The following is a 20,757-nucleotide window of genomic DNA, read 5'->3' as shown; positions in this document are numbered from 1 at the left end:
TGAATTTCCCTGCATTCATGGATTGATGATGAGACCCGTGGCCGCAGCGTCCGATCCTACAAGGCATTTCTTCCAGCCGATCATCGTCTGCCTGACGGTAGCATCGGTGGCGCTGACGCTGTTTGTCATCTGGATTTCCCTGCACGACCTCTCGCTGATGCGGGCAGGGCGCGAGAAGTTCGTCGGGCTCGACAACTATATCCGCTTCCTCGGCGATCCGCGCGCCATGGCCGCGCTCTGGCGCACGGTGCTCTTCACCGTGCTGGCCACCGTGATCGAGATCGCGCTCGGCCTTGCCGTCGTGCTCTTCCTCGACCGCGACTTCGCCATGAAGCGGCTGGTGCGGACGTTGCTTCTGGTGCCGATCATCATGACGCCTGTTGTCGTCGGCCTCACCTGGCGCTTCCTCTTCGACCCGGCCACCGGCATGGCGAACTATCTTCTGTCGCTGGTGGGCATCGCCCAGGTCGACTGGCTTGGCAGCCCGCGGATCGCGCTGTTTTCGGTACTGGTCGCCGACATCTGGCAGTGGACGCCCTTCGTCATCCTGCTTGTGATGGCCGCGCTTGAATCGGCGCCCACMGATCCGCTCAACGCCGCCCGCGTCGACGGCGCACGCGAATGGCAGGTCACCTGGTACGTGCTCCTTCCCATGCTGCGCCGGGCGCTTGCCATCGTCGCGCTGATCAGGGCGATCGACAGCATCAAGGCCTTCGACCTCTTCTACATCATGACGCGCGGCGGGCCGGCGTTGTCGACCGAGACGCTGAACTATTACGGCTATATCGTCGCCTTCWCCAATTTCGACATCTCCTACGCCTTGGCTATCGCCATCATCCTGACCGTGTTCACCAATGTCGCGCTGCTCACCATGTACAGCGTGCTCTTCCCGAAGACCGGGAACCGCTGATGGCCAGGCGCGCGCTGTTCTATGTTGGTCTGGCCCTGCTTCTGCTTGCGGTGCTGTTCCCGCTCTATTGGGTCGTCGTCACCTCCTTCAAGACGACGCGCGACGCCTTCGCCATTCCGCCCGTCTGGCTGTTCAGCCCGACGCTCGACAACTATCGGACGGTGTTCGCCAATCGCGGCTTCCTTAGCGCCTTCGCCAATTCCTTCATCGTCTCGATCCTCTCCAGCGCGCTTGCCGTCGCCGTCGGCTCGCTCGCGGCTTATGGTCTGGCGCAGCAGCCGGCGGAGCTGCGCCGCGCCCGGGAGAAATTCATCCTCAGCCTGCGCATCGCGCCGGCGCTGCTCTTCGTCATCCCCATGTATTACCTGGCGACCCGCATCGGCGCGCTGAACAAACACTGGCTGCTGATCGCCGCCTATGCCTTCGTCAACGTACCCTTCACCATCTCGCTGCTCATCACCTTCTTCGACGACATCCCGAAGGAGTTGCGCGATGCGGCGCGTGTCGACGGGGCGCGCGAGTTTTCGATCTTCTGGCACGTCTATTTGCCGGCCGCCCGCGGCGGCATCATAGCCACGCTCATCCTGTGCGTGCTGTTCACCTGGAACGAGTTCTTCGTGGCGCTCGTGCTGACCGGCCGAGACACTCAGACGCTGCCGGTCTCGATCACCTCGTTCCTGACATTCCAGGGCATCCAGTGGGGCGCGCTGACCGCCGCCGCCACCCTCATCATGCTGCCGATGATCGTGCTCGGCGTCCTGGTGCAGGGACAGGTGGTGCGCGGCATGACGCTTGGCAGCGTGAAGGGCTGAACATCCGATGGCGCAACTCTCGATACGGTCGGTCTCGAAATCCTACGGAGCGGTCCAGGTGCTGGACGACGTCTCGGTCGAGGTCGAGGAGGGCTCCTTCGTCGTGCTGCTCGGCCCGTCCGGCTGCGGGAAGTCGACGCTGCTCCACGCCGTGGCCGGTCTCAACCCGATCGATTCCGGCAGCATCGTCATCGGCGACCGCAACGTCACCAACCTGCCCGCGCGGGAACGCGATGTCGCGATGGTCTTTCAGTCCTACGCGCTCTATCCGACGATGACGGTGGCGCAGAACATCGCCTTCCCGCTCAAGATGCGCGGGCTCGACCGCAGGACTTCGGACGAGAAGGTCGCCGGCGTCGCGCGCCTGCTGCAGATCGAGCCGCTGCTATCGCGTCTGCCGCGCGAGCTTTCCGGCGGCCAGCGTCAGCGCGTCGCCATCGGCCGGGCGCTGGTGCGCGACCCCCGCCTCTTCTTGTTCGACGAGCCGCTGTCCAATCTGGACGCCGCACTGCGCACCGAGCTCAGGGCCGAGATCAAGCGCCTGCACCAGTCGATCCGCCGCACCATGGTCTATGTCACGCACGACCAGACCGAGGCGCTGACGCTCGCCGACAAGATCGTCATCCTGAAGGCCGGCAAGATCGAGCAGACCGGAACGCCGCTCTCGCTCTATGACGATCCCGACAATGTCTTCGTCGCTGGTTTTATCGGCACGCCGCGCATGAACTTCCTCAAGGCGACGGTGGTCGATGACGGCAAGGCGCTCACGGCCGGCGAAGCGAGAGTGGACATTACGCATCTCAAGGCTCGGCTAGATAACGGCCGCACCGTCACGCTCGGCATCCGCCCGGAACATCTCGACGAGAAGGAAGGCGTGACGCTTTCTCTGGCTGTCGACGTCACCGAGCGGCTGGGTTCGACCTCATACGTCCACGGCGCGCTGCCCTCCGGCGAAACGGTCGTCRCCGAACGCCGCGAGGATCAACCGCGCTTCGGCGAGACGATAACGCTGCGTTTCCAGCCCACCCGCGCCCGTATCTTCGACGCCGAGGGCAACCGCATCCGCTAGCGAGGCGTCCACTGCTGACCGATCCCTGCCGGCAGCCTTCCTGGTTCAAGCGCCGCCGCCATGGCTTGGCGCATCGGCTGCGGCCATCCAGGATTTCAGGCGTTCGAGCATAGGCTCCGTCAGCGGGGTGGATTTCCGTTCCGCAAGATTGAAGAAAACCGTTTTGGCGGCGAGCTTCGCCGCGAGTTCGCCGCCATGCAGCCTGCGCATCTCGTAGTCCGTCTGGATGGAGGTGCGGCCGACACTGCGGACCGTGCCGTAGATTTCCACGATGACCCCCGATGGCACCTCGCCGACGAAGTCGATCTCATGCCGGACGTCGGCCCACCCCCTGTCGGCCCATTCGGGCGTCGTCGGCGCCCAGCCGGTCGCCTGTCCCAGCAGGATGTTGATGGCGTCGTCGAAGAAGGCGACGTAGAACCGCGTCGTCATGTGGCCCATCATGTCGCAATTCCAGGGTTGAACCACAGCTCTCGTCAGTAAGATCATCTTTGCTCCCGATAATTTATCCGATGCGACCCACATCTAGACCAGCGGGGATCGGTTGTCTCCGTGGAGAGCCTAAAGCGCGTCGCGATCTTTCAGATTTGCTCCATGCGCGTTAGGTTTTTGATTTTACGCATGCCTTATCCCGAAACCGGTTCCCRCTTTCGGGAGACATGCTTTGATCGATTGCCGGATCTCTGACGGGTCGATTTTACAGCGACGGCAGGATGCCCCGAATGTGGCTGGCGAACRCCTCGACGGCCGGCGATCTCGTGGTTTCGGCGAAGGCGATCAGGACGCCGAGCCGGGACAGTCTCGGAAGCGGCGCGTTGAGGATGAACAGGTCCGGCGGGACGGCCTTCTGCGTCATTACGCTTATCGCAAGGCCGGAGCGCGCCACGGCTATCAGGCCGGTGAGGCTGTTGCTGGCGTAGGCTATCTTGTAGCGCAGCCCGGCACGGGACATGGCATCGCAGGCCGCCTTGTGGTCCATGGCGTTCGAGGCCGGCAGGGCCAGCGGCACGGTCTCGCCGAACTCGTGCAGCTCCAGTGTCGGCTTGCTGCCGACCCAGACCATCGCTTCCGTGCGCACGACCTCCCTGGACGCGCTCGCGTCCGGAATGGAGACGAGCGCCAGATCGACCTGGCGCGCATGCAGCAGGCTGTGAAGCTCGACGGTCGGCGCGGCCACGACCTTGATCTCGATGTCCGGATAGAGGGTCCCGAAACTTCTCAAGAGCGTGGGAAAGAAGGCGCTCAGATAGTCTTCCGGGCTGCCGAAGATGATCGAGCCCCGCAGGCCCTTGCCGGAAAAAGCCGAAACCGCTTCGTCGTGGATCTTGAGGATGCGCTCGGCATAGGCAAGGAAGCGCTCGCCGCTGCCGGTTAGGCGCACGCCGCTGCCGCTGCGATGGAACAGGCTCTGGCCGCCGAGCRCATCCTCGAGCCGCTGTATCTGCATCGTCACCGCCGATTGCGTGCGCCCGACCTGCACGGCCGTGGCGCTGAGCGTTCCCGAATGCGCCGCGCGCACGAAGGTTGACAGCAATTTGAGATCGAGGGGTGCAGCCATATCAATTCCATTGATATCGGAGTTCGATATCTATCAATTTTACTGCTGTTGCGCCAGCCGCTAATCTTCGGGTCTGCATTCTTGGCGAGGCTGTGAGATGTCGAGAAATCTGGACAATGCCTTCTGGTCGGCGGCGCGAAAGCACCTCATCCGTTATGGCGGCGCCTTCGAGCCCGCCATCATCGAGCGCGCCGAAGGCTCGTTCGTCTACGACGCCGACGATCGGCCGATACTCGACTTCACCTCAGGCCAGATGAGCGCGCTGCTCGGGCATGCGCATCCGCGGATCGTCGCGACGGTGCGCCGCCAGGTCGAAACCGTGGCGCATCTCTTCAGCGGCATGCTGTCCCGCCCGGTCGTCGAGCTTGCTGAGCGCCTCGCCGCGCTGGCGCCCGGCCTCGACAGGGCGCTCCTGCTTTCGACGGGCGCGGAGTCGAACGAGGCGGCCATCCGCATGGCCAAGCTGGTGACGGGCAAGCACGAGATCGTCGCCTTCTCCAAGAGCTGGCACGGTATGACCGGGGTCGCCGCTTCCGCCACCTACAGCGCCGGGCGCAAGGGCTACGGGCCTGCGGCGGTCGGTTCGATCGCGATTCCCGCGCCGAACAGTTTTCGCCCGCGCTTCAAGAAGGCAGACGGCTCGCTCGACTGGGCGGCCGAGCTCGACGATGCCTTCGCCTTGGTCGACAGCCAGTCGACCGGCAGTCTGGCTGCCTTCATCGCCGAGCCGATCCTGTCGAGCGGCGGCATGCTGGAGCTGCCGCCGGGCTACCTCGCGGCGCTGAAGCAGAAATGCCGCGAACGCGGCATGCTGCTCATCCTCGACGAGGCGCAGACCGGCGTCGGCCGCACCGGCGACATGTTCGCCTTCCAGCGCGACGGCGTCACGCCCGACATCCTCACTTTGTCGAAAACCATCGGCGCCGGCCTTCCGCTGGCGGCCGTCATGACGAGCGCCGAGATCGAGGAAACCGCGCATGAGCGCGGCTTCCTGTTCTACACCACCCATGTCTCCGATCCACTGCCGGCCGCCGTTGGCGTGGCCGTGCTCGATGTCGTCGAAGGGGAGCGCCTCGTCGAGCGCGCACGCCATCTCGGCAAAAGGCTTTTCGACGGACTGTTCGAACTGAAGCAACGCTATGAATGCGTCGGCGACGTGCGCGGCCGCGGCCTGATGCTGGGCGTCGAGATCGTCAAGAACGGAGAGAGCCGCGAGCCCGACCACGAGCTCGGCGCGAAGATTGCCGCGGAGGCATTCAGGCGCGGGCTCAGCATGAACATCGTCAAGCTTCCCGGCATGGGCGGCGTGTTCCGCATCGCGCCGCCGCTGACGATCTCCGAGGACGAGCTCGATCTCGGATTGCGCACGATCTCCGACGCCATCGAGGCGGTGCTGTCCGCCGGCGCCGGCCGCCCAGRCATCGCCGCCGAGTGACGGGCAGGGGCCTATGAACGAAGCGAGCATGACTGAACAGGCCTCGGGCGACACGCCGGACCGGGACGYGGCGGCCGGCACCATCCGCGTGCTTGTCGCCAAGCTGGGGCTGGACGGGCACGACCGGGGCGCCAAGGTGGTGGCGCGGATCCTGCGCGATGCCGGCATGGAAGTCGTCTATACCGGCCTCTACAAGTCGCCGGGCGAAGTCGTGGCGGCGGCGGTCCAGGAGGACGTCGACGTCATCGGCGTCAGCCTCCTTTCCGGATCGCATGTTCCGCTGTTCCGGGAACTTGGGCGCTGCCTGCGCGAAGAGAAGGCCGATCACATCTTCGTCGTCGCCGGCGGCGTCATTCCCGAGCAGGACTATGCCGCTTTGTGGGATAGCGGCGTCGACGCGATCGTGCCGCAGGAGGCGCGGGCCGAGCTGATCGTGATGACGATCAGGGACCTGATCGCCGCTCGTGGCCGGGTATGACCGTCTTCACGCCTTCGAGGCCGGTGAGGCGTGCGGCATACAGGCCCTCGATCGAGCTGGTGCCCGAGATACTCGCCGGCAATGTTGCGGCCATCGCCCGCATGATCACGCGCGCCGAGGCGGGCTATCCGGAAGCCACGTCCGCGCTGGCGCAGATCTACCGCCACACCGGCAAGGCGCATGTCGTCGGCATCACCGGCGTTCCGGGGGCGGGCAAGTCCACGCTCGTGTCTTCCCTCGTCCGAGCGTTCGCGTCGGAGGGGCGCAAGGTCGGCGTCGTCGCCGTCGATCCGAGCAGCCCGTTCTCCGGCGGCGCGATCCTCGGTGACAGGGTGCGCATGAGCGAGGCGGCTTCGTCCTCGCAGGCCTTCGTCCGCAGCATGGCGACACGCGGTCATCTCGGCGGCCTTGCCCGCTCTACGTTGCAGACGGTCGACGTCCTCGACGCCGCCGGCTACTCGCCCATCATCATCGAGACCGTCGGCGTCGGCCAGGACGAGGTGGAAGTGGTGACGGCGGCGCACAGCATCGTCGTTCTCTCGGCGCCGGGGCTCGGCGACGACATACAGGCGATCAAGGCCGGCATATTGGAGATCGCCGATATCCATGCCGTCAGCAAGGCCGACAAGCCGGAAGCGGCGGCAACCGTCTCGGCCCTGCGTGGTATGATGACCCTCGGGTCGCAAAGGGCGCGGTCGAAATGGACGCCGCCGGTGCTTCCGGTCAGCGCCGTCTCGGGCGAGCGGATCGGCGAGCTGAAGGATGCCATTTCCAGGCATTGGGGGCATCTGCGCGACAGCGGCGAGCTGGCYGAGCGGCAGCGCGGCATTTGCCGGACGCGGATCCTCGGCGCGGCCAAATATCTTTTCCAGCGCAAATTCGATGAGCGGGCCGGCGAGATCGGAGAGCACATCCAGGCGGTCGTGAACAGGGATATGGACCCTGCCGGCGCGGCTCGCCTTCTGCTCGGCTGGACGGACGAGGGGCAAGCGACATGAATCTGTTCTCTGAGACCGCGATCGAGGACATCCGCGAGAAACAGGCCGCGTGGGAGGAGAAGGAACTCGCCGCCGCGCTCGGCAGCCGGCCGGAGGAAAAGCCGGCCTACGAGACGGAATGCGGCATTCCGCTGAAGCGCGTCTACACGGCCGCCGACATCGCCGACATTCCGGCCGACGAGCTCGGTTTCCCCGGCGCCTATCCCTTCACCCGCGGCGCCTATCCGACGATGTATCGCGGGCGGCCCTGGACGATCCGGCAGGTCGCCGGCTTCGGCAATCCCGAGGCCACGAACCAGCGCTACAAATACATGATCCAGACCGGCCAGACCGGGCTCTCGACCGACTTCGACTTGCCGACGCTGCTTGGTCTCGACTCGGACGATCCGCGGGCGTTCGGCGAGGTCGGGCGCGTCGGCGTCGCCATCGACACGGTCGACGACGTCGACCGGCTGTTCGACGGGATCGACCTGGAAAAGATCTCGGTCTCGCTCACCATCAATCCGTCGGCCTGGGTGGTCTATGCCATGTATGTCGCCGTCGCGGAGCGGCGCGGCTACGACCTCCACAAGTTGGCGGGCACGCTGCAGGCCGACCCGCTGAAGGAATATGTCGCGCAAAAGGAGTGGATCTACCCGGTGCGTCCCGCCGTGAGGCTGTTGCGCGACCTCATCATGCACAGCGCCAAGGCGACGCCGAAGATCAATCCGATCAGCCTCAGCGGCTATCACCTCTCGGATGTCGGCGGCAACGCTCTGCAGGAGATCGCCTTCATCATGGCCTTCACCATCGCCTATTGCGAGGAGGTCACCGGCGCCGGCATGGACATCGACGACTTCGCGCCCCGGCTGTCCTTCTTCTTCATCAGCCACCAGGATTTCTTCGAGCAGATCTGCAAGTTCAGGGCGGCGAGGCGGGTCTACGCCAAGATCATGGCGCAGCGCTTCAAGGCCAGGAAGCCGGAATCCATGCGGCTGCGGGTGCATGTGCAGACCGCGGCGATGAGCCTGACCAAGGTCGAGCACCACAACAACCTCATGCGCACGGCGATCCAGGCGCTCGGCGCCGTGTTGGGCGGCTGCCAGAGCATGCACACCAACGGCCTCGACGAGGCCTTTGCCATCCCGACCGAAGAGGCCATGAAGCTGGCCATCCGCACCCAGCAGATCATCCGCGACGAGATCAACGTGACTTCCGTGATCGACCCGCTCGGCGGCTCCTATTTCATCGAGCGCCTCACCCGCGACATGGAGACCGAGATCTGGAAACTGCTGGACGAGGTGGATGAGCGCGGCGGCGCCGTGAAGCTGGTCGAGGAAGGCTGGTTCCAGCAGAAGCTCGCGGACTCGGCCTACGCGACATTCCAGAAGATCGATGCCGGCGAGAAGATCTCGGTTGGCGTCAACCGCTATGTCGACGAGGCCAGCCGCTCGGCCGAAGTGCACATCCATCCCTATGACGAAGCGTGCACGCAGCTGCAGATCGACCGCCTACAGGCGGTGCGGGCGAGCCGCGACAATGCCCGCGTCCGGGAACTGCTGAAGGACCTCGCCGAACAGGCGAGGTCTGACGACATCAATCTTTTGCCGAAGACCATCGAGGCCGTGAAGGCGAAGGCGACGCTTGGCGAGATCTGCGCCGCGCTGCGCGAGGTCTGGGGCGCTTATGCCGAACCAATGATCGTTTGAGGAGGATGCCCAAGGTGGGAGACGACAAGATGGGGAGCGTCAAGATGGGCGCAGTCATTTCCAGGCATGATGGTGCCATCGCCTGGGTCAAGCTCAACCGTCCCGAGCGGCTGAACGCCATGAACAGGCAGCTCGTCGACGGGCTGTCCGAGGCGCTGGCGCGCGCCGAAGCGGACCCGTCGATCCGCGCCGTCATCCTGCATGGCGAAGGGCGCGCCTTCTGTTCGGGCGACGACCTCAAGGACCTCGACGAGCAGACCACCTCCGAGGCGACGACACGAGGCTGGGTCGACGCCATCCAGAACATCACCCTGCAGATCATGCAGTCGCGCAAGATCGTCATCGCAGCAGTGCATGGCTGGTGCGTGGGCGGCGCGCTCGAATGGGCGGTGAATTGCGATTTCACGCTCTTCGCCGACAGTGCGCGCTGGTTCTTCCCCGAAGTCACCTATGGGCTGTTCGTCACCGGTGGCGTCACTGCGCTGCTTACCAAGCAGACCGGGCCGCAGGTCGCCAAGGAGCTGATGATCCTGGGCGAGAAGCATGACGCCAGGAAGGCGCTCGAAGTCGGCATCGCGTGGAAGCTTTTTCCCGAGGCGCAATTGCTGGACGAGGCAAGGAAACTGGCCTTGGCGATAGCGGAGCGTCCGGAAAGCGCCGTGGCCGAAATCAAGCATGCCATCAACAACGGCTTCCACTCTTCCCTCGCCGATGCAATGGCGCTGGAGACCAGGGCCACGGTGAGCGGTTTCCTCTCCCCGGAAGCGCAAGCGCGGGCAAAGAATTTTTGATCCATGACCATGCTCGAACTCGCCCCTTCCTTCTACATCCCCGGCCAGCACGACGACGATTTGGAGAATCGGGTGTTGCCGAAGATCCTGCGCACGCAGGCCGAACGCCTCGGCGATAGCCCGTTCATCGACATTTGCGGACGCTCCGCCAGCTTCGAGGAGATGCAGGTCGCTTCAGCGCGGCTGGCGCGCGGCCTGCGCGGCCTCGGCATCGGCAAGTCCGACCGGGTGGCGATGCTCTTGCCCAATTGTTTCGAGCTGGTTGCGACGTGGTTCGCCGTGTCGAGCCTGGGCGCCATCGAGGTGCCCAGCAATCCGGGGCTCAAGGGCGACCTGCTCTRCCACAACCTGAACAATTGTGGCGCCGAGGTCCTCGTCGCCGACGCCAACGCGCTTGAGGAGCTCGCCAGGGTCCAGGACCGGCTGCCGGACCTGCGCACTCTCGTCCTCGTCGGCGTCGATCCGGGCGAGGCCCGGGCGGCCGGCATCCGGATCGGCCGCATCGTCTCCTTCGAGGAATGCATGGCCGGGCAGCCGGATTTCGACCTCGCCGACATCCATTATTCCGACCCGATGGCGATCCTCTACACCTCGGGCACCACCGGCCCGGCCAAGGGCGCATTGATGTCGCACCATCACTGCTATTCCTGGGCTGCGGGAATGGCGCTCAATCTCGGCTACACGACCGGCGACAGCTATTTCTCGGCATTGCCGCTGTTTCACACCGACGCGCAGATGTTCGGCGTCTACCTGCCGCTGATCTACGGCACCCGCGCGACGCTGGTCGACGGCTTCAGCGCTTCGCGCTTCTGGGAGCAGGTCCGCGCCAGCGGCGCCACGGCCACGAACCTGCTCGGCGCCATGGCGGTCATCCTGTCGCGCCAGTCGCCGTCCGACGGCGACGGCGCCAATCCGGTGCGCATATGCCAGTGCATTCCAATGGTGCCGGACAAGCAAGCGTTCGAGCGACGCTTCGGCATGCGGCTTGTCACCGGCTACGGACAGACGGAGACGGGTTTCGTCACGCTCGATACCGTGGATGACACGAAGGAAGGTTCCTGCGGCCGTCCGCACCCTGACTGGGAAGTCGCGATCGTCGACGACAAGGACCGGCCTTTGCCGCATGGGTGCGTCGGCGAGATCGTATCGCGCCCGCGCAAGAGCTGGAGCATGTTTTCCGGCTATTACCGGGCGGACGCCAAGACGGTGCAGACGCTCCGGAACCTCTGGTACCACTCCGGCGACGCCGGCTGCCTGGACGCGGATGGCTGGCTCTATTTCAAGCACCGCCTGAACGAGGCGATCCGGCGGCGCGGCGAGAATATATCCGCCTACGAAGTGGAAACCGTCGCCGAGAAGCATCCCGAGATCGTTGAAAGCGCGGCGTTCGGGATCCCGTCGGAGTTCACCGAGGAAGACATCATGGTCGTGGCCCAGCGGCGGGCGGGCTCGACCCTGGAGGCGGCCGAGCTGCTGGCGCATTTCAGGGCGCTGGCGCCGCGCCACATGGTGCCGCGCTACATCGAGATCACCGACATGCCGCTGCCGCGAACGCCGACGGAAAAAATCGCCAGGACAGCGCTGCGGCAGCAGGGTGTCGGCGCCGCCACATTCGATCGGGGCGAGCGCTAGCAAGGCGCAGGCAGAAGGAGGACGGAGCCCCACGCGATGCAGCGCCGGATGATCGCTCCCTGTTTCATGGACGACACGCTCGAATGCCTTCGCCGCCACAATGTCGAGGTCGAGCCTTTGCTGGCGAGCGTCGGGCTGCCGCCGGTGATTTCCGAGCCGATCTCGGCCGAACAATATGGCGCGCTCTGGCATGCCGTCGCGCAGGCGATGGACGACGAGTTCTTCGGCGAAGGCGCCCGGCCGATGCGGGCCGGCAGCTTCGCGCTGCTCTGCCAGGCGCTGCTTACCACCGAGACGCTGGAGCACGCCCTGCGCAGGGGCCTGCGCTTCCTGCGCGCCGTGCTCGACGATCCGCATGGCGAGCTGACCGTCGGCGACGGGCTCGCCGAAGTCAGGCTGAGCGATTCCGGGCCGTTGCGGTCGGCCTTCGCCTACCGCACCTTCTGGATCATCGTTCATGGCGTGAACTGCTGGCTGGTGGGCCGGCGCCTTCCCATCCGCTGGGTGGATTTCAAATGCAGCATTCCACCGACGGGGAGCGATTACCGGCTGTTCTTCGGCGCGCCGGTGCGGTTCGACCAGCCCGAAAGCCGCCTTGTCTTCGACGCCGAATTCCTGAAGCTGCCGGTCATCCGCGATGCCTGCGCGTTGCGCGAATTCCTGCGCAAGGCGCCGGCCAACATCCTGGTGCGCTACCGCCATGACGAGGGGCTCTCGGCGGCCATACGCGGACGCCTTCATGCCACCGCGCCCGCGTCATGGCCGAGCTTCGAGCGGCTTGCCGCAGGCATGCGCATGCAGGCGCCGACCTTGCGCCGCAGGCTTCAGTCGGAAGGCCAGAGCTATCGTTCGATCAAGGACGAGATGCGCAGGGCTTTGGCGATGGAGGCCCTGCTCAATGGCAGCCGCAGCGTCGCCGATCTCGCCGCCGACATCGGCTTTTCCGAGCCGAGCGCCTTCCACCGCGCCTTCCACAAATGGACCGGCAAGAGCCCGGCTTTGTTCCGCCGCGAGGCGTCTTCCGAGGTCGATGCCTGCGACAACGCGTCGGCGAACTGACCGCTGAGCGACGCATTCCCGAAACATTGCAAAATCGATCACCAAATCTGGGTCCTACGGTCATCGCATGCCACTTCGCTTGCATCCAATATGCCCCGAAGGCGGGGCATTTCGGATGCGGATCGAGAGCAAGACATCTTTGGTGACGGGAGCCTGCTCCGGCCTCATGACCTGACCCGCCCGCCTGGGCCTGATCTTGCCCAACGGCAAACCCGGCCCGCCCAATTCAAGTCAGCTCGATGCGCGGGACGTGGGCATCGCATCGAAGCTTCAATCAGTGCCCGCCACGAAATGGGAGCCTAATATGAAGAAACATCTCTTGTCGGCGGTGGCGGCGGCCGCGCTTGTCGCCTTCGCGGGCAATGCCAGGGCGGACATCGTCATCGGCGTCGCCGGGCCGATCACCGGTCCGAACGCGGCTTTCGGCGCCCAGTTCCAGAAAGGCGCCGAGCAGGCCGCCGCCGACATCAATGCGGCCGGCGGCGTGCTCGGCCAGAAGATCAAGATCGAGATCGGCGACGATGTCTCCGATCCGAAGCAGGGCATTTCGGTCGCCAACAAATTCGTCGCGGACGGCGTGAAATATGTGGTCGGCCACTTCAACTCGGGCGTGTCGATCCCCGCCTCGGAAGTCTATGCCGAGAACGGCGTGCTCGAGATATCGCCGGCATCGACCAATCCGCAATACACCGAGCGCGGCCTGTGGAACACCTTCCGCACCTGCGGCCGCGACGACCAGCAAGGAAAGGTTGCCGGTGACTATATCGCCGCGAACTTCAAGGACGCCAAGATCGCCATCATCCACGACAAGACGCCCTACGGCCAGGGCCTCGTCGATGTCGCCAGGAAGGATCTGAACGCCGACGGCATCACCGAGGTGATGTATGAAGGCATCAATGTCGGCGACAAGGACTTCTCCGCGCTCATCGCCAAGATGAAGGCCGCGGGCGTCACGCTGATTTATTTCGGCGGCCTCCACACAGAGGCCGGCCTGATCATGCGCCAGTCGGCGGACCAGGGTCTGAAGGCGACGCTGTTTTCGGGCGACGGAATGGTCTCGAACGAGCTTGCCTCGATCGCCGGCGATTCGGTCATCGGCACCTTGAACACCTTCTCGCCGGACCCGCGCAAGAACCCCGCCGCCAAGGACATCGTCGAAAAGTTCCGTGCCGCTGGTTTCGAGCCGGAAGCCTACACGCTCTACTCTTACGCRGCGGTCCAGATCGTCGCCGCCGCGATCGACAAGACCGGCTCGGCCGACGACGCGCAGAAGGTCGGCGCGACCATCAAGGCAGGCGGCCCGTGGAAGACGGCGATCGGCGACATCGGCTATGACGAGAAGGGCGACATCACGCGTCCCGACTATGTCATCTACGAATGGAAGAAGGGCGCGGACGGCAAGCCGACATACGCCGAGAAGTAAACGCCGCCCACGCTTGCATATCTCAGGATGCCCGGATGAGCCGGGCGTCCTCGCCTCGATACGCCTGCCCGAGGTCATTGCGGCGACCGGGCCTCTGAGTTATTTTAGCAGTTTATTGGATACGCGACCTGCCTTGCCATCGCAGGCGCGTTTCCTTGCCGTCTTGGCAGATTGTGAAGTCTTTAACAGACCACGATGTCGCAAGCTGCGTTCTTGTGGCCGACGAGCAGTTAGGGATTTTGCCATGCTGCGGTGCTGCGCGCTGATTGCAGCCTTGATCCTCGTGGGCCTCACGACGGTGCAGGCGTGCGCCGATCGAAGGGTTGCCCTTGTCATCGGCAATTCCGAATACCGCGAGATCCCGGCCCTGAAGAATCCCGACAAGGATGCCGAGGACGTGTCGAACACCTTCCGGCTGGCCGGTTTCGACGTGTTCGTCGCCAAGGACCTGACGAAGCTCCAGTTCGAGAAGGAGTTCCGCAACTATCTCGCGGCGGCCGACGGCGCCGATCTGGCGGTCGTCTATTATTCGGGCCACGGCTTTCAGATTGGCGGCGAGAATTTCCTGATCCCGGTCGACGCGTCGCTCAAGGCTGCGGCCGACATCGAGGTCCAGGCGGTCAAGCTGGACGATGTCCTGCAGCAATTGCGCGCCAAATCGAAGATCCAGGTGATCATCCTCGACGCCTGCCGCAACAACCCGTTTCCGCGCAAGGACTACTGGCTGCGCGACCAGTTGATCGCGGCCGGCGGCACCGGCCTGGCGCAGGTGAAAAGTTCGTTGAACACGCTGATAGCGTTTGCCACCGAGCCGGGTGCGGTGGCCTATGACGGCTCCGGCGATCTCAGCCCGTTTTCATCCGCCTTCTCGCGCCGCGCGCTGGCGCCGAACCAGGAGATACGCTCGGTCATGGCGGCCGTGCGCCGCGACGTGGTCGAGGCCACCAAGGGGGCGCAGGTTCCGTGGGAGAATTCCTCGCTGATCGACGAGGTGGTGCTGATGCGTCGCGCCAACCGGCCGGCTTTGCCGCCGGTGCTGGAAAAGACCGTGCCGTCGGGCGTCGGGCCTGTCGTGCTCGACCTGCCGGTGCCGGTCGAGGTCGATGGCGGCGCGGTCACCGTCAGCATCGAACGACCGCCGGCGCTGGGGCGTCTGATCCTGGACGGCAAGCCGGTCGCGACAGGCGAGCCGATAGAGGGCAAGGATCTGCCGCGGCTCGCTATGGATGTGCCGAAGGGCGCCGACGCCGAGGACCAGGTCGACATGCTGGCCTACGCCACGCATGACGAGTGGGGCGGCGGATCGCAGGGTATTCTGGTGTTCCGGGTCAAGAATGGCGACGGTGCCGCGGGCAAGCAGCTCGTGGCCTCGCTGGAGTCCGACCAGAAGCAGGAGGTGGCGGAGCGCGGCATCCACATCGCCGGCGCCGCCGAGGCGATCGAGAACCGCGACGTCAAGATTCCCGTCGGTGTCGGCCCCGTGCCGCTGAAGCTGGATGTCCCGACCAAGGATCCGGGCGTCAGCCTGAAGCTCGCGAGTTATCCGGCGACCGGGACGCTGTCCCTTCCGGACCGGACCTTGTCGCCGCAATCGAGCCTGATGGCCAATGAAATCGATCAGCTGCGCTACGAACCGCAGATCGGCGCCGCAAAACCGTTGATCGTCGGCTTCGAGATCACGGCTGACAATACCTCGTCCAAGCCGGCGACGATGAAGCTCTCGCCAAGTGTCGATCCATGCGACACGCAGGCAGGCGAGCCCTTGGACCTGCAGGGCGTCGTCCCCGGCCTGTTGCCGAACGAGATCGGCGCCGGCGCGGTGGAGGCCTGTCGGACGGCGGTGAAGGCCTATCCCGATGTCGCCCGCTTCCACTACGAGCTCGGGCGCGCGCTGCTCGCCGCCGGCAAGGTCGACGAGGCGAAGAAAGCTATCCAGGACGCTGCCGACAAGGGACATGTCCGCGCGGTGTTCGAGCTTGGCTACATTGCCTCTTCAGGAATTGGGACGGCCGTTGATCCCAAGAAAGCCAATGGTTTCTACGCGAAGGCATCCGACAAGGGCGATCCCTATGGGATGACCGCCTGGGGCCGCGCTCTGTTCAACGGTCTTGGCGTCGAGCGAGATACCGGCAAGGGCCTGGACCTGCTGCTCAAGGCAGCGGCCATGGGTCATACATATGCCATGAACGATCTCGCCGCGATCTTCACCGAAGGTCGCAATGGCGTGCCCGCCGACCCGGCTCGCGCCGTTGCTTTTCTCAAGGCGGGCGTGGAACGCCAGGACATGTATTCGATGAACATTCTCGGCCGCAATTATCTCAGCGGGCGCGGCGTCGAGAAGGACACCAAGCAGGCGCAGGCGCTGTTCCAGAAGGCGATGGATCTTGGCCAGCCTTATGCGCCCGGCAGCCTTGCGCGCATGTACCGGGACGGCGATGGCGTGGACCGGAATCTTGCCGAGGCGCAGCGGCTGTTCGAACTGGCGACGGACCGTGGCGACTACTCGGCGGCATACGACCGCGCGGCCATCGAAATGCAGAAAGGCGACAAATCCGATCAGGTCGTCGCCGTCCGCTATCTGGCGTTTGCCGCCGGGCTCGACCTCCGCAACGAGTTGCCCGGCGCGCGCACCACGCTGGCGCAGTTTGGAGACAAGCCGAAGTCGGTTGCGCTCAAGCAACTGCGTTCCGAACTCAAATCGAAAATCCCGGCGGGCGGCTCGGTCGACGACCAACTGATCAAGACGGCCAGAGCGGTTTGGGAGCAAGCCAATCCGCGTCGGGACCTGTTCTGATCAACAAGGAGGCAATGGTGGGCAGGGCATTGAAGCAGGCGGTCATCGCAACATTCCTATCCTTTGCGGTTGCTGGGTGCACGACCATCGCGCCTAGGCTCGAACCGGCGCCGACAACGAAACATCGTACCAAGCACGTTCGCGTGACGACGACGCCGAAGGTGGTCAAGCAGAAGAAGGTGACCGCCAAGAAAGTGATCAAACCGGTCAAGAACGAAACCCCACCCACCATTGCGCCTCTGGGTGGCGGCGGCAATGGTGGTGGCGGTGGCGGCGGGTGGTGATAACGCCCCCGACCCCATGCTTTCCGATGCATGGCGATGGGGGTCGCTTTTCTGCAGCCCGACGTAACCGCTCGCCAAGCCGGGGCAAGTGCTCTATGCTCCGGCCACGTGCCGGTATCGAGATCGGGTTGTCCTGGCGGGGGCGTTCCATGTTCGAAGTCGCATTCTGGCGCAAAGCGCGAGCCGAGGCCGTAGCCTTTTGCCTGATCCTTGCCACGCTGCTGGTCCTCGGATCGCAGGCTGCGGGCGCCGCGCCGAACTGGACGCTCGATCCGTCCGCCTCGGTGCTCACCTACCAGTCGGTCAAGAAGAACACGATCGTCGAGACCAACAAGATCAGGAACATCACCGGCACGCTGAGTCCCGCCGGCGATGCGAAGATCAGCTTCGACCTCAATTCCGTCGATACCGGTGTCGACCTGCGCAACGTCCGCATGCGCTTCTTGTTCTTCGAGACATTCACCTATCCGACGGCCGAGGTGACGGCCAAGGTGGACCCGGCGGCGTTCGCCGACCTGCCGGCCAAGCGCCGGGTGAAGACGACCTTGCCGTTCCACCTCAACCTGCATGGCGTCAGCAAGGATCTCGAGGCGAGCGTCGTCGTCACCATGATCAGCGACACCCAGGTCTCCGTCGCCTCGGAAGCGCCCGTCGCTGTCCATGTCGAGGATTTCGGCCTCCTGCCCAACATCGACAAATTGCAGCAGGCCGCCAATGTGACCAACATCGTGCCGATCGCTTCGGTGTCCTTCGATTTCGTCTTCAACGCTGACGGCGGCAAGCCGGCCGCCGTGCAGACCGTTGCGGCCTCGACCGCCGAGGTCGGTCCCGTCGCCACCGATGCGGCGAAGGCCAATTTCAGCGACGAGGAGTGCCTCAACAGGTTTGCCGTGCTCTCGCGCACCGGCGCCATCTATTTCCGCCAGGCAAGCGCCCGGCTCGACGCGAAGAGTCGCCCGCTGCTGGCCGAGGTCGAAGGCGTCGTCGGCAAATGCCCGACCCTCAAGGTCGAGGTGTCCGGCTACACCGATTCCGACGGATCGCCCGAGGCGAACAAGGCGCTCTCTGAACGGCGGGCCAAGGCGGTCGCGGATGCGCTGATTGCCGACGGCGTTCCGCGCAACCAGCTGAGCTCCGCCGGCTATGGCGAGGACAAGCCGGTCGCCGCCAACGACACGCCCAAGAACAAGGCGCTCAACCGGCGGATCGAATTCTCCGCCACGAAGCTCGCCAACTGAGGTGGCGGTGAGTTCCGCTCCGATCGCCTTTTGCGGTGGCATGTTTCGCGCCGCTGGACTTGTGGCGCTGACCCTGCTCCTGACCTTGACGGCCGCGAGCGCCGAGCGGCGCGTCGCGCTGGTGCTCGGCAACTCGCAATATCAGCACGCGGCGGCCCTCGCCAATCCGGCGCGGGATGGGCAGGCCATGGCCGGGCGGCTCAAGGACCTCGGCTTCCAGGTGGTTTCCGGCTTCGACCTCACCAAGCAGCAGACGCAGGCTACCGTCGCGCAGTTCGCCAGAGAGGTGCGCGGCGCCGACATCGCGCTTTTCTTCTATGCCGGCCATGGCCTGCAGGTCTCCGGCAAGAACTATCTGCTGCCGGTCGATGCCGCGCTCGAGGACGAGACCTCGCTTGACTTCGAGGCCGTCTCGGTCGATTTCATCCTGCGCCAGATGTCGCGCGAGACCAGCATAAGGCTGGTGTTCCTTGACGCCTGCCGGGACAACCCGCTTGCCGACGTGCTGGCGAAGGCCACCGGCATCAAGGGCGCAAGCAGCGGCCTTGCCGAGATCCCGATCGAGAATGGCGGCGCCGGCACGCTGGTCGCTTTCGCCGCCAGCCCGAACCAGCTTGCCTATGACGGGTCGGGCGACCACTCGCCTTTCACCACGGCGCTGCTCCAGCATATCGGCGAATCCAACGTCTCCGTCACCGAAGCCATGAACAGGGTGACCAGCGACGTCTTCAAGGCGACCGCCGGCAAGCAGCGCCCCTGGATCAATGTCTCGCTGACCACCGAGGTCGTGCTGCACAAGGTCGACCTCAACGCGCCGCTGATCGTCGGCGAGGCGAACCCGCCGCAGGCCGAAGCCGGTTCCGGGACGCGCAACACCGGTGCGGCGCCCGGCCAGGCCGATGACCAGCTTGCGCTCAACGCGCTGCGGGAGAAGATCCCGAAGCTGGCGACGGATGGGCCGATCTTTTTCGATCGCCCGGTCAAGTTCGGCGACCCGGTGATCGACGGCAAGAGCATAGCCCAGTTGATCAAGAGTGAGCCGATTTTCAGCCCGGTCGAAGGCCTCGACAAATCGGTCTGGCAGGGCAAGCACTGCGACGGCTGTCACGAGTGGAATGAGACCCGCCTCTGCGAGCAGGCGAAGAATTTCGCCGCCAATGACGTTTCCGTCCTGCGCCTGCAGCATCCGCTCGGCACCCGATTCAAGGTCGCGCTCGCCCGGTGGGCGCAAGGCGGCTGCAAATGATTGCTGAACTGCTCTAATACGCGTCGACCGATGGTCGTTGCGCCTCGATCTTCACCATCTGGATGCCCATTTCGACGAAGGCGGAAAGCACGTCAAAGCGATCCGCGGTCGAGACACGGGCCAGCCCCGCCAGGATCCCGGCGTTGACGGCGTGGGCGGCGGGAAATCCGGTCGATAGCATGTCGAAGGCCGGGTCGCGCCACGCTGCCGACAGCGCGATCCATGCGGCCGGCGTCGCCGGCGACGGATCGACGGCGCTGCTCAGCGCCGCGCGATGGCGAGGATTGCCGGGTTCGCCCACCCAGTCATTGACGAGCGCCAGCAATTCGAGATCCCCTTCGGCAAGGAGCTCGGCGAGATTGCTCAGGCATTCATGCCCCCACCAGACCGCGGCGCGCTCGGGCAGGAGATAGGCGCAGAACGTGACGGCTTCCTCCGGCACGCGCCCGGCGAGCAAAGCGCGGCAGAATTCCAGCGGGGGTTGGGCGGCGGCCGGCGATTTCATGTCCCGGGCGATCGCGGGACAGGCAAGAAACAGATCCCTCGCCGTTCTGTATCCGAGTTCATTGGCCATGGCCGCCACACCCCGAGCACCGGCAGAACAACACTCAAGCCCGCGGCTGAGTGCCGGTCAAGCCTCCCCCTTTATCAGGCGGAAGCCACTGGCAACGTGCGCTTGTTCACAGACAATCGTTTCGGGATTTGATATAGTGCGCGCCAGCGAAAACCCGTTCAAACAGGCCCGTTCTAACAGGAGTGACGGTCATGCGGTGGGGCAGCTCAGCCTTGGCATTGGCGGCCGTGCTTTTTTCAACGCACGTTTACGCCGATCCGCTTCAGAAATCGGAAGACATCGTGAAATTCTTCGCCGGCCAAGGCAATCTTGGCGCCTCGCGCGGCATCTGCGTCGGCACCGAGGAAGAGTGCAAGAGCAAGGCCGAGAAGAACGAGGCGCCGCCTCAGAAGGCCGGCCTCGACATGATKATCAATTTTGCCCTGGATTCGGCCCAGCTCGACCAGACCGCGCGCACGGAGCTGGACGAGTTTGCCAAGGCGCTGAAGGACAATAGGCTGAGCACGTTCAGCTTCGTCGTCGAAGGCCACACCGATGCGACAGGCACGGATCGCTACAATCAGGACCTGTCGCAGCGACGGGCGCAATCGGTGGCCGCCTTCCTCGAAGCCAACGGCGTTGAATCGGCGCGGCTCGAAGCGATAGGCCTCGGCAAGTCGCACCCGCGCGTCGCCAACCCCTACGACCCGGTCAACCGCCGGGTGGAAATGCGGATCCGGACGGAATAGGCCGCCGGCCGGCTCATTGCGACGCAACGGACGGCAGCGC

General features: G+C 64.9%; 19 protein-coding genes. 16 read left to right on the top strand and 3 right to left on the bottom strand.

Translation table 11 applies throughout. From position 1 onward, the window contains the following. The first annotated feature begins 28 nt into the window (after positions 1-28). The 3 genes from LCM4577_RS30050 to LCM4577_RS30040 are packed head-to-tail and all read left to right on the top strand — an operon-like array spanning position 29 to position 2,791. Positions 29-910, top strand: coding sequence for a carbohydrate ABC transporter permease (locus LCM4577_RS30050; protein WP_071074565.1), 882 nt, complete (start codon positions 29-31; stop codon positions 908-910). Then, entirely contained in the window at positions 910-1,722 is an 813-nt protein-coding gene (locus LCM4577_RS30045; RefSeq protein WP_071074516.1) for a carbohydrate ABC transporter permease, read from the top strand. The genes LCM4577_RS30050 and LCM4577_RS30045 overlap by 1 nt, the downstream gene beginning before the upstream one ends. A 7-nt stretch (positions 1,723-1,729) precedes the next feature. Continuing rightward, complete coding sequence (locus LCM4577_RS30040; protein ID WP_071074515.1) at positions 1,730-2,791, top strand: ABC transporter ATP-binding protein; 1,062 nt, start codon at positions 1,730-1,732, stop codon at positions 2,789-2,791. A gap of 45 nt (positions 2,792-2,836) precedes the next feature. On the opposite strand, the gene LCM4577_RS30035 is transcribed toward LCM4577_RS30040, so the two are convergent. Both LCM4577_RS30035 and LCM4577_RS30030 read right to left on the bottom strand, forming a co-directional pair. Beyond that, positions 2,837-3,280, bottom strand: a complete 444-nt coding sequence (locus LCM4577_RS30035; protein ID WP_071030731.1) for a thioesterase family protein — start codon at positions 3,278-3,280, stop codon at positions 2,837-2,839. 208 nt (positions 3,281-3,488) lie between these two features. Then, complete coding sequence (locus tag LCM4577_RS30030) at positions 3,489-4,349, bottom strand: LysR family transcriptional regulator (RefSeq protein ID WP_071074514.1); 861 nt, start codon at positions 4,347-4,349, stop codon at positions 3,489-3,491. 97 nt (positions 4,350-4,446) lie between these two features. Here LCM4577_RS30030 and LCM4577_RS30025 point away from each other — a divergent pair, with 97 nt between their 5' ends. The 12 genes from LCM4577_RS30025 to LCM4577_RS29970 all read left to right on the top strand — a co-directional run bounded on the left by LCM4577_RS30025 (position 4,447) and on the right by LCM4577_RS29970 (position 19,415). Then, the gene (locus LCM4577_RS30025; protein WP_071074513.1) at positions 4,447-5,784 is read left to right on the top strand and encodes an aspartate aminotransferase family protein; all 1,338 of its coding nucleotides are present in this window, start codon (positions 4,447-4,449) and stop codon (positions 5,782-5,784) included. A 28-nt stretch (positions 5,785-5,812) separates the two neighbouring features. Next, positions 5,813-6,262 (top strand): cobalamin B12-binding domain-containing protein, encoded by a 450-nt coding sequence (locus LCM4577_RS30020; RefSeq protein WP_071074564.1) that lies wholly within the window; start codon positions 5,813-5,815, stop codon positions 6,260-6,262. Further along, a complete protein-coding gene (meaB, locus tag LCM4577_RS30015; protein ID WP_071074512.1) occupies positions 6,259-7,260 on the top strand; it encodes a methylmalonyl Co-A mutase-associated GTPase MeaB in 1,002 nt (333 codons plus the stop codon). The genes LCM4577_RS30020 and meaB overlap by 4 nt, the downstream gene beginning before the upstream one ends. Beyond that, on the top strand, positions 7,257-8,948 hold the full coding sequence (locus tag LCM4577_RS30010; RefSeq protein ID WP_071074511.1) for a methylmalonyl-CoA mutase family protein: 1,692 nt from the start codon (positions 7,257-7,259) through the stop codon (positions 8,946-8,948). The genes meaB and LCM4577_RS30010 overlap by 4 nt, the downstream gene beginning before the upstream one ends. 44 nt (positions 8,949-8,992) lie before the next feature. Then, positions 8,993-9,739 carry an enoyl-CoA hydratase/isomerase family protein gene (locus LCM4577_RS30005; protein WP_071074563.1) on the top strand — a complete coding sequence of 249 codons (747 nt, stop codon included), beginning with the start codon at positions 8,993-8,995 and terminating at the stop codon, positions 9,737-9,739. A gap of 3 nt (positions 9,740-9,742) precedes the next feature. Continuing rightward, on the top strand, positions 9,743-11,371 hold the full coding sequence (locus LCM4577_RS30000; RefSeq protein ID WP_083354889.1) for an AMP-binding protein: 1,629 nt from the start codon (positions 9,743-9,745) through the stop codon (positions 11,369-11,371). A gap of 36 nt (positions 11,372-11,407) precedes the next feature. Continuing rightward, on the top strand, positions 11,408-12,430 hold the full coding sequence (locus LCM4577_RS29995; RefSeq protein WP_041001865.1) for an AraC family transcriptional regulator: 1,023 nt from the start codon (positions 11,408-11,410) through the stop codon (positions 12,428-12,430). A gap of 304 nt (positions 12,431-12,734) precedes the next feature. Then, positions 12,735-13,853 carry a branched-chain amino acid ABC transporter substrate-binding protein gene (locus tag LCM4577_RS29990; RefSeq protein ID WP_071074510.1) on the top strand — a complete coding sequence of 373 codons (1,119 nt, stop codon included), beginning with the start codon at positions 12,735-12,737 and terminating at the stop codon, positions 13,851-13,853. A gap of 244 nt (positions 13,854-14,097) precedes the next feature. Then, positions 14,098-16,647, top strand: a complete 2,550-nt coding sequence (locus LCM4577_RS29985; RefSeq protein ID WP_071074509.1) for a caspase family protein — start codon at positions 14,098-14,100, stop codon at positions 16,645-16,647. 14 nt (positions 16,648-16,661) lie between these two features. Further along, positions 16,662-16,931, top strand: a complete 270-nt coding sequence (locus tag LCM4577_RS29980; protein ID WP_041001871.1) for a hypothetical protein — start codon at positions 16,662-16,664, stop codon at positions 16,929-16,931. 149 nt (positions 16,932-17,080) lie between these two features. Beyond that, a complete protein-coding gene (locus tag LCM4577_RS29975) occupies positions 17,081-18,169 on the top strand; it encodes an OmpA family protein (RefSeq protein WP_071074508.1) in 1,089 nt (362 codons plus the stop codon). Positions 18,170-18,176: 7 nt separating this feature from the next. Then, positions 18,177-19,415, top strand: a complete 1,239-nt coding sequence (locus LCM4577_RS29970) for a caspase domain-containing protein (RefSeq protein WP_244508465.1) — start codon at positions 18,177-18,179, stop codon at positions 19,413-19,415. 13 nt (positions 19,416-19,428) lie between these two features. On the opposite strand, the gene LCM4577_RS29965 is transcribed toward LCM4577_RS29970, so the two are convergent. Further along, positions 19,429-19,989 carry a DUF6931 family protein gene (locus LCM4577_RS29965; protein ID WP_244508469.1) on the bottom strand — a complete coding sequence of 187 codons (561 nt, stop codon included), beginning with the start codon at positions 19,987-19,989 and terminating at the stop codon, positions 19,429-19,431. Between the two features lie 191 nt (positions 19,990-20,180). Here LCM4577_RS29965 and LCM4577_RS29960 point away from each other — a divergent pair, with 191 nt between their 5' ends. Beyond that, positions 20,181-20,717 carry an OmpA family protein gene (locus LCM4577_RS29960; RefSeq protein WP_071074561.1) on the top strand — a complete coding sequence of 179 codons (537 nt, stop codon included), beginning with the start codon at positions 20,181-20,183 and terminating at the stop codon, positions 20,715-20,717. The last annotated feature ends 40 nt before the right edge of the window (positions 20,718-20,757 follow it).

Origin of the sequence: Mesorhizobium sp. LCM 4577 (genome assembly GCF_001854795.2) — a bacterium.
In the GTDB taxonomy this organism is placed as follows: domain Bacteria; phylum Pseudomonadota; class Alphaproteobacteria; order Rhizobiales; family Rhizobiaceae; genus Mesorhizobium; species Mesorhizobium plurifarium.
Note: the sequence above shows the minus strand (reverse complement) of the source record. Positions and strands in the feature narration are given on the sequence as shown.

Excerpts from the sequence above, each read along its gene's own strand:
- LCM4577_RS30045 (WP_071074516.1), top strand. The coding sequence starts at position 910 with ATGGCCAGGCGCGCGCTGTTCTATGTTGGTCTGGCCCTGCTTCTGCTT.
- LCM4577_RS30035 (WP_071030731.1), bottom strand. The coding sequence starts at position 3,280 with ATGATCTTACTGACGAGAGCTGTGGTTCAACCCTGGAATTGCGACATG.
- LCM4577_RS30010 (WP_071074511.1), top strand. The coding sequence starts at position 7,257 with ATGAATCTGTTCTCTGAGACCGCGATCGAGGACATCCGCGAGAAACAG.
- LCM4577_RS30005 (WP_071074563.1), top strand. The coding sequence starts at position 8,993 with ATGGGCGCAGTCATTTCCAGGCATGATGGTGCCATCGCCTGGGTCAAG.
- LCM4577_RS29995 (WP_041001865.1), top strand. The coding sequence starts at position 11,408 with ATGCAGCGCCGGATGATCGCTCCCTGTTTCATGGACGACACGCTCGAA.
- LCM4577_RS29985 (WP_071074509.1), top strand. The coding sequence starts at position 14,098 with ATGCTGCGGTGCTGCGCGCTGATTGCAGCCTTGATCCTCGTGGGCCTC.
- LCM4577_RS29980 (WP_041001871.1), top strand. The coding sequence starts at position 16,662 with ATGGTGGGCAGGGCATTGAAGCAGGCGGTCATCGCAACATTCCTATCC.
- LCM4577_RS29975 (WP_071074508.1), top strand. The coding sequence starts at position 17,081 with ATGTTCGAAGTCGCATTCTGGCGCAAAGCGCGAGCCGAGGCCGTAGCC.
- LCM4577_RS29965 (WP_244508469.1), bottom strand. The coding sequence starts at position 19,989 with ATGGCCAATGAACTCGGATACAGAACGGCGAGGGATCTGTTTCTTGCC.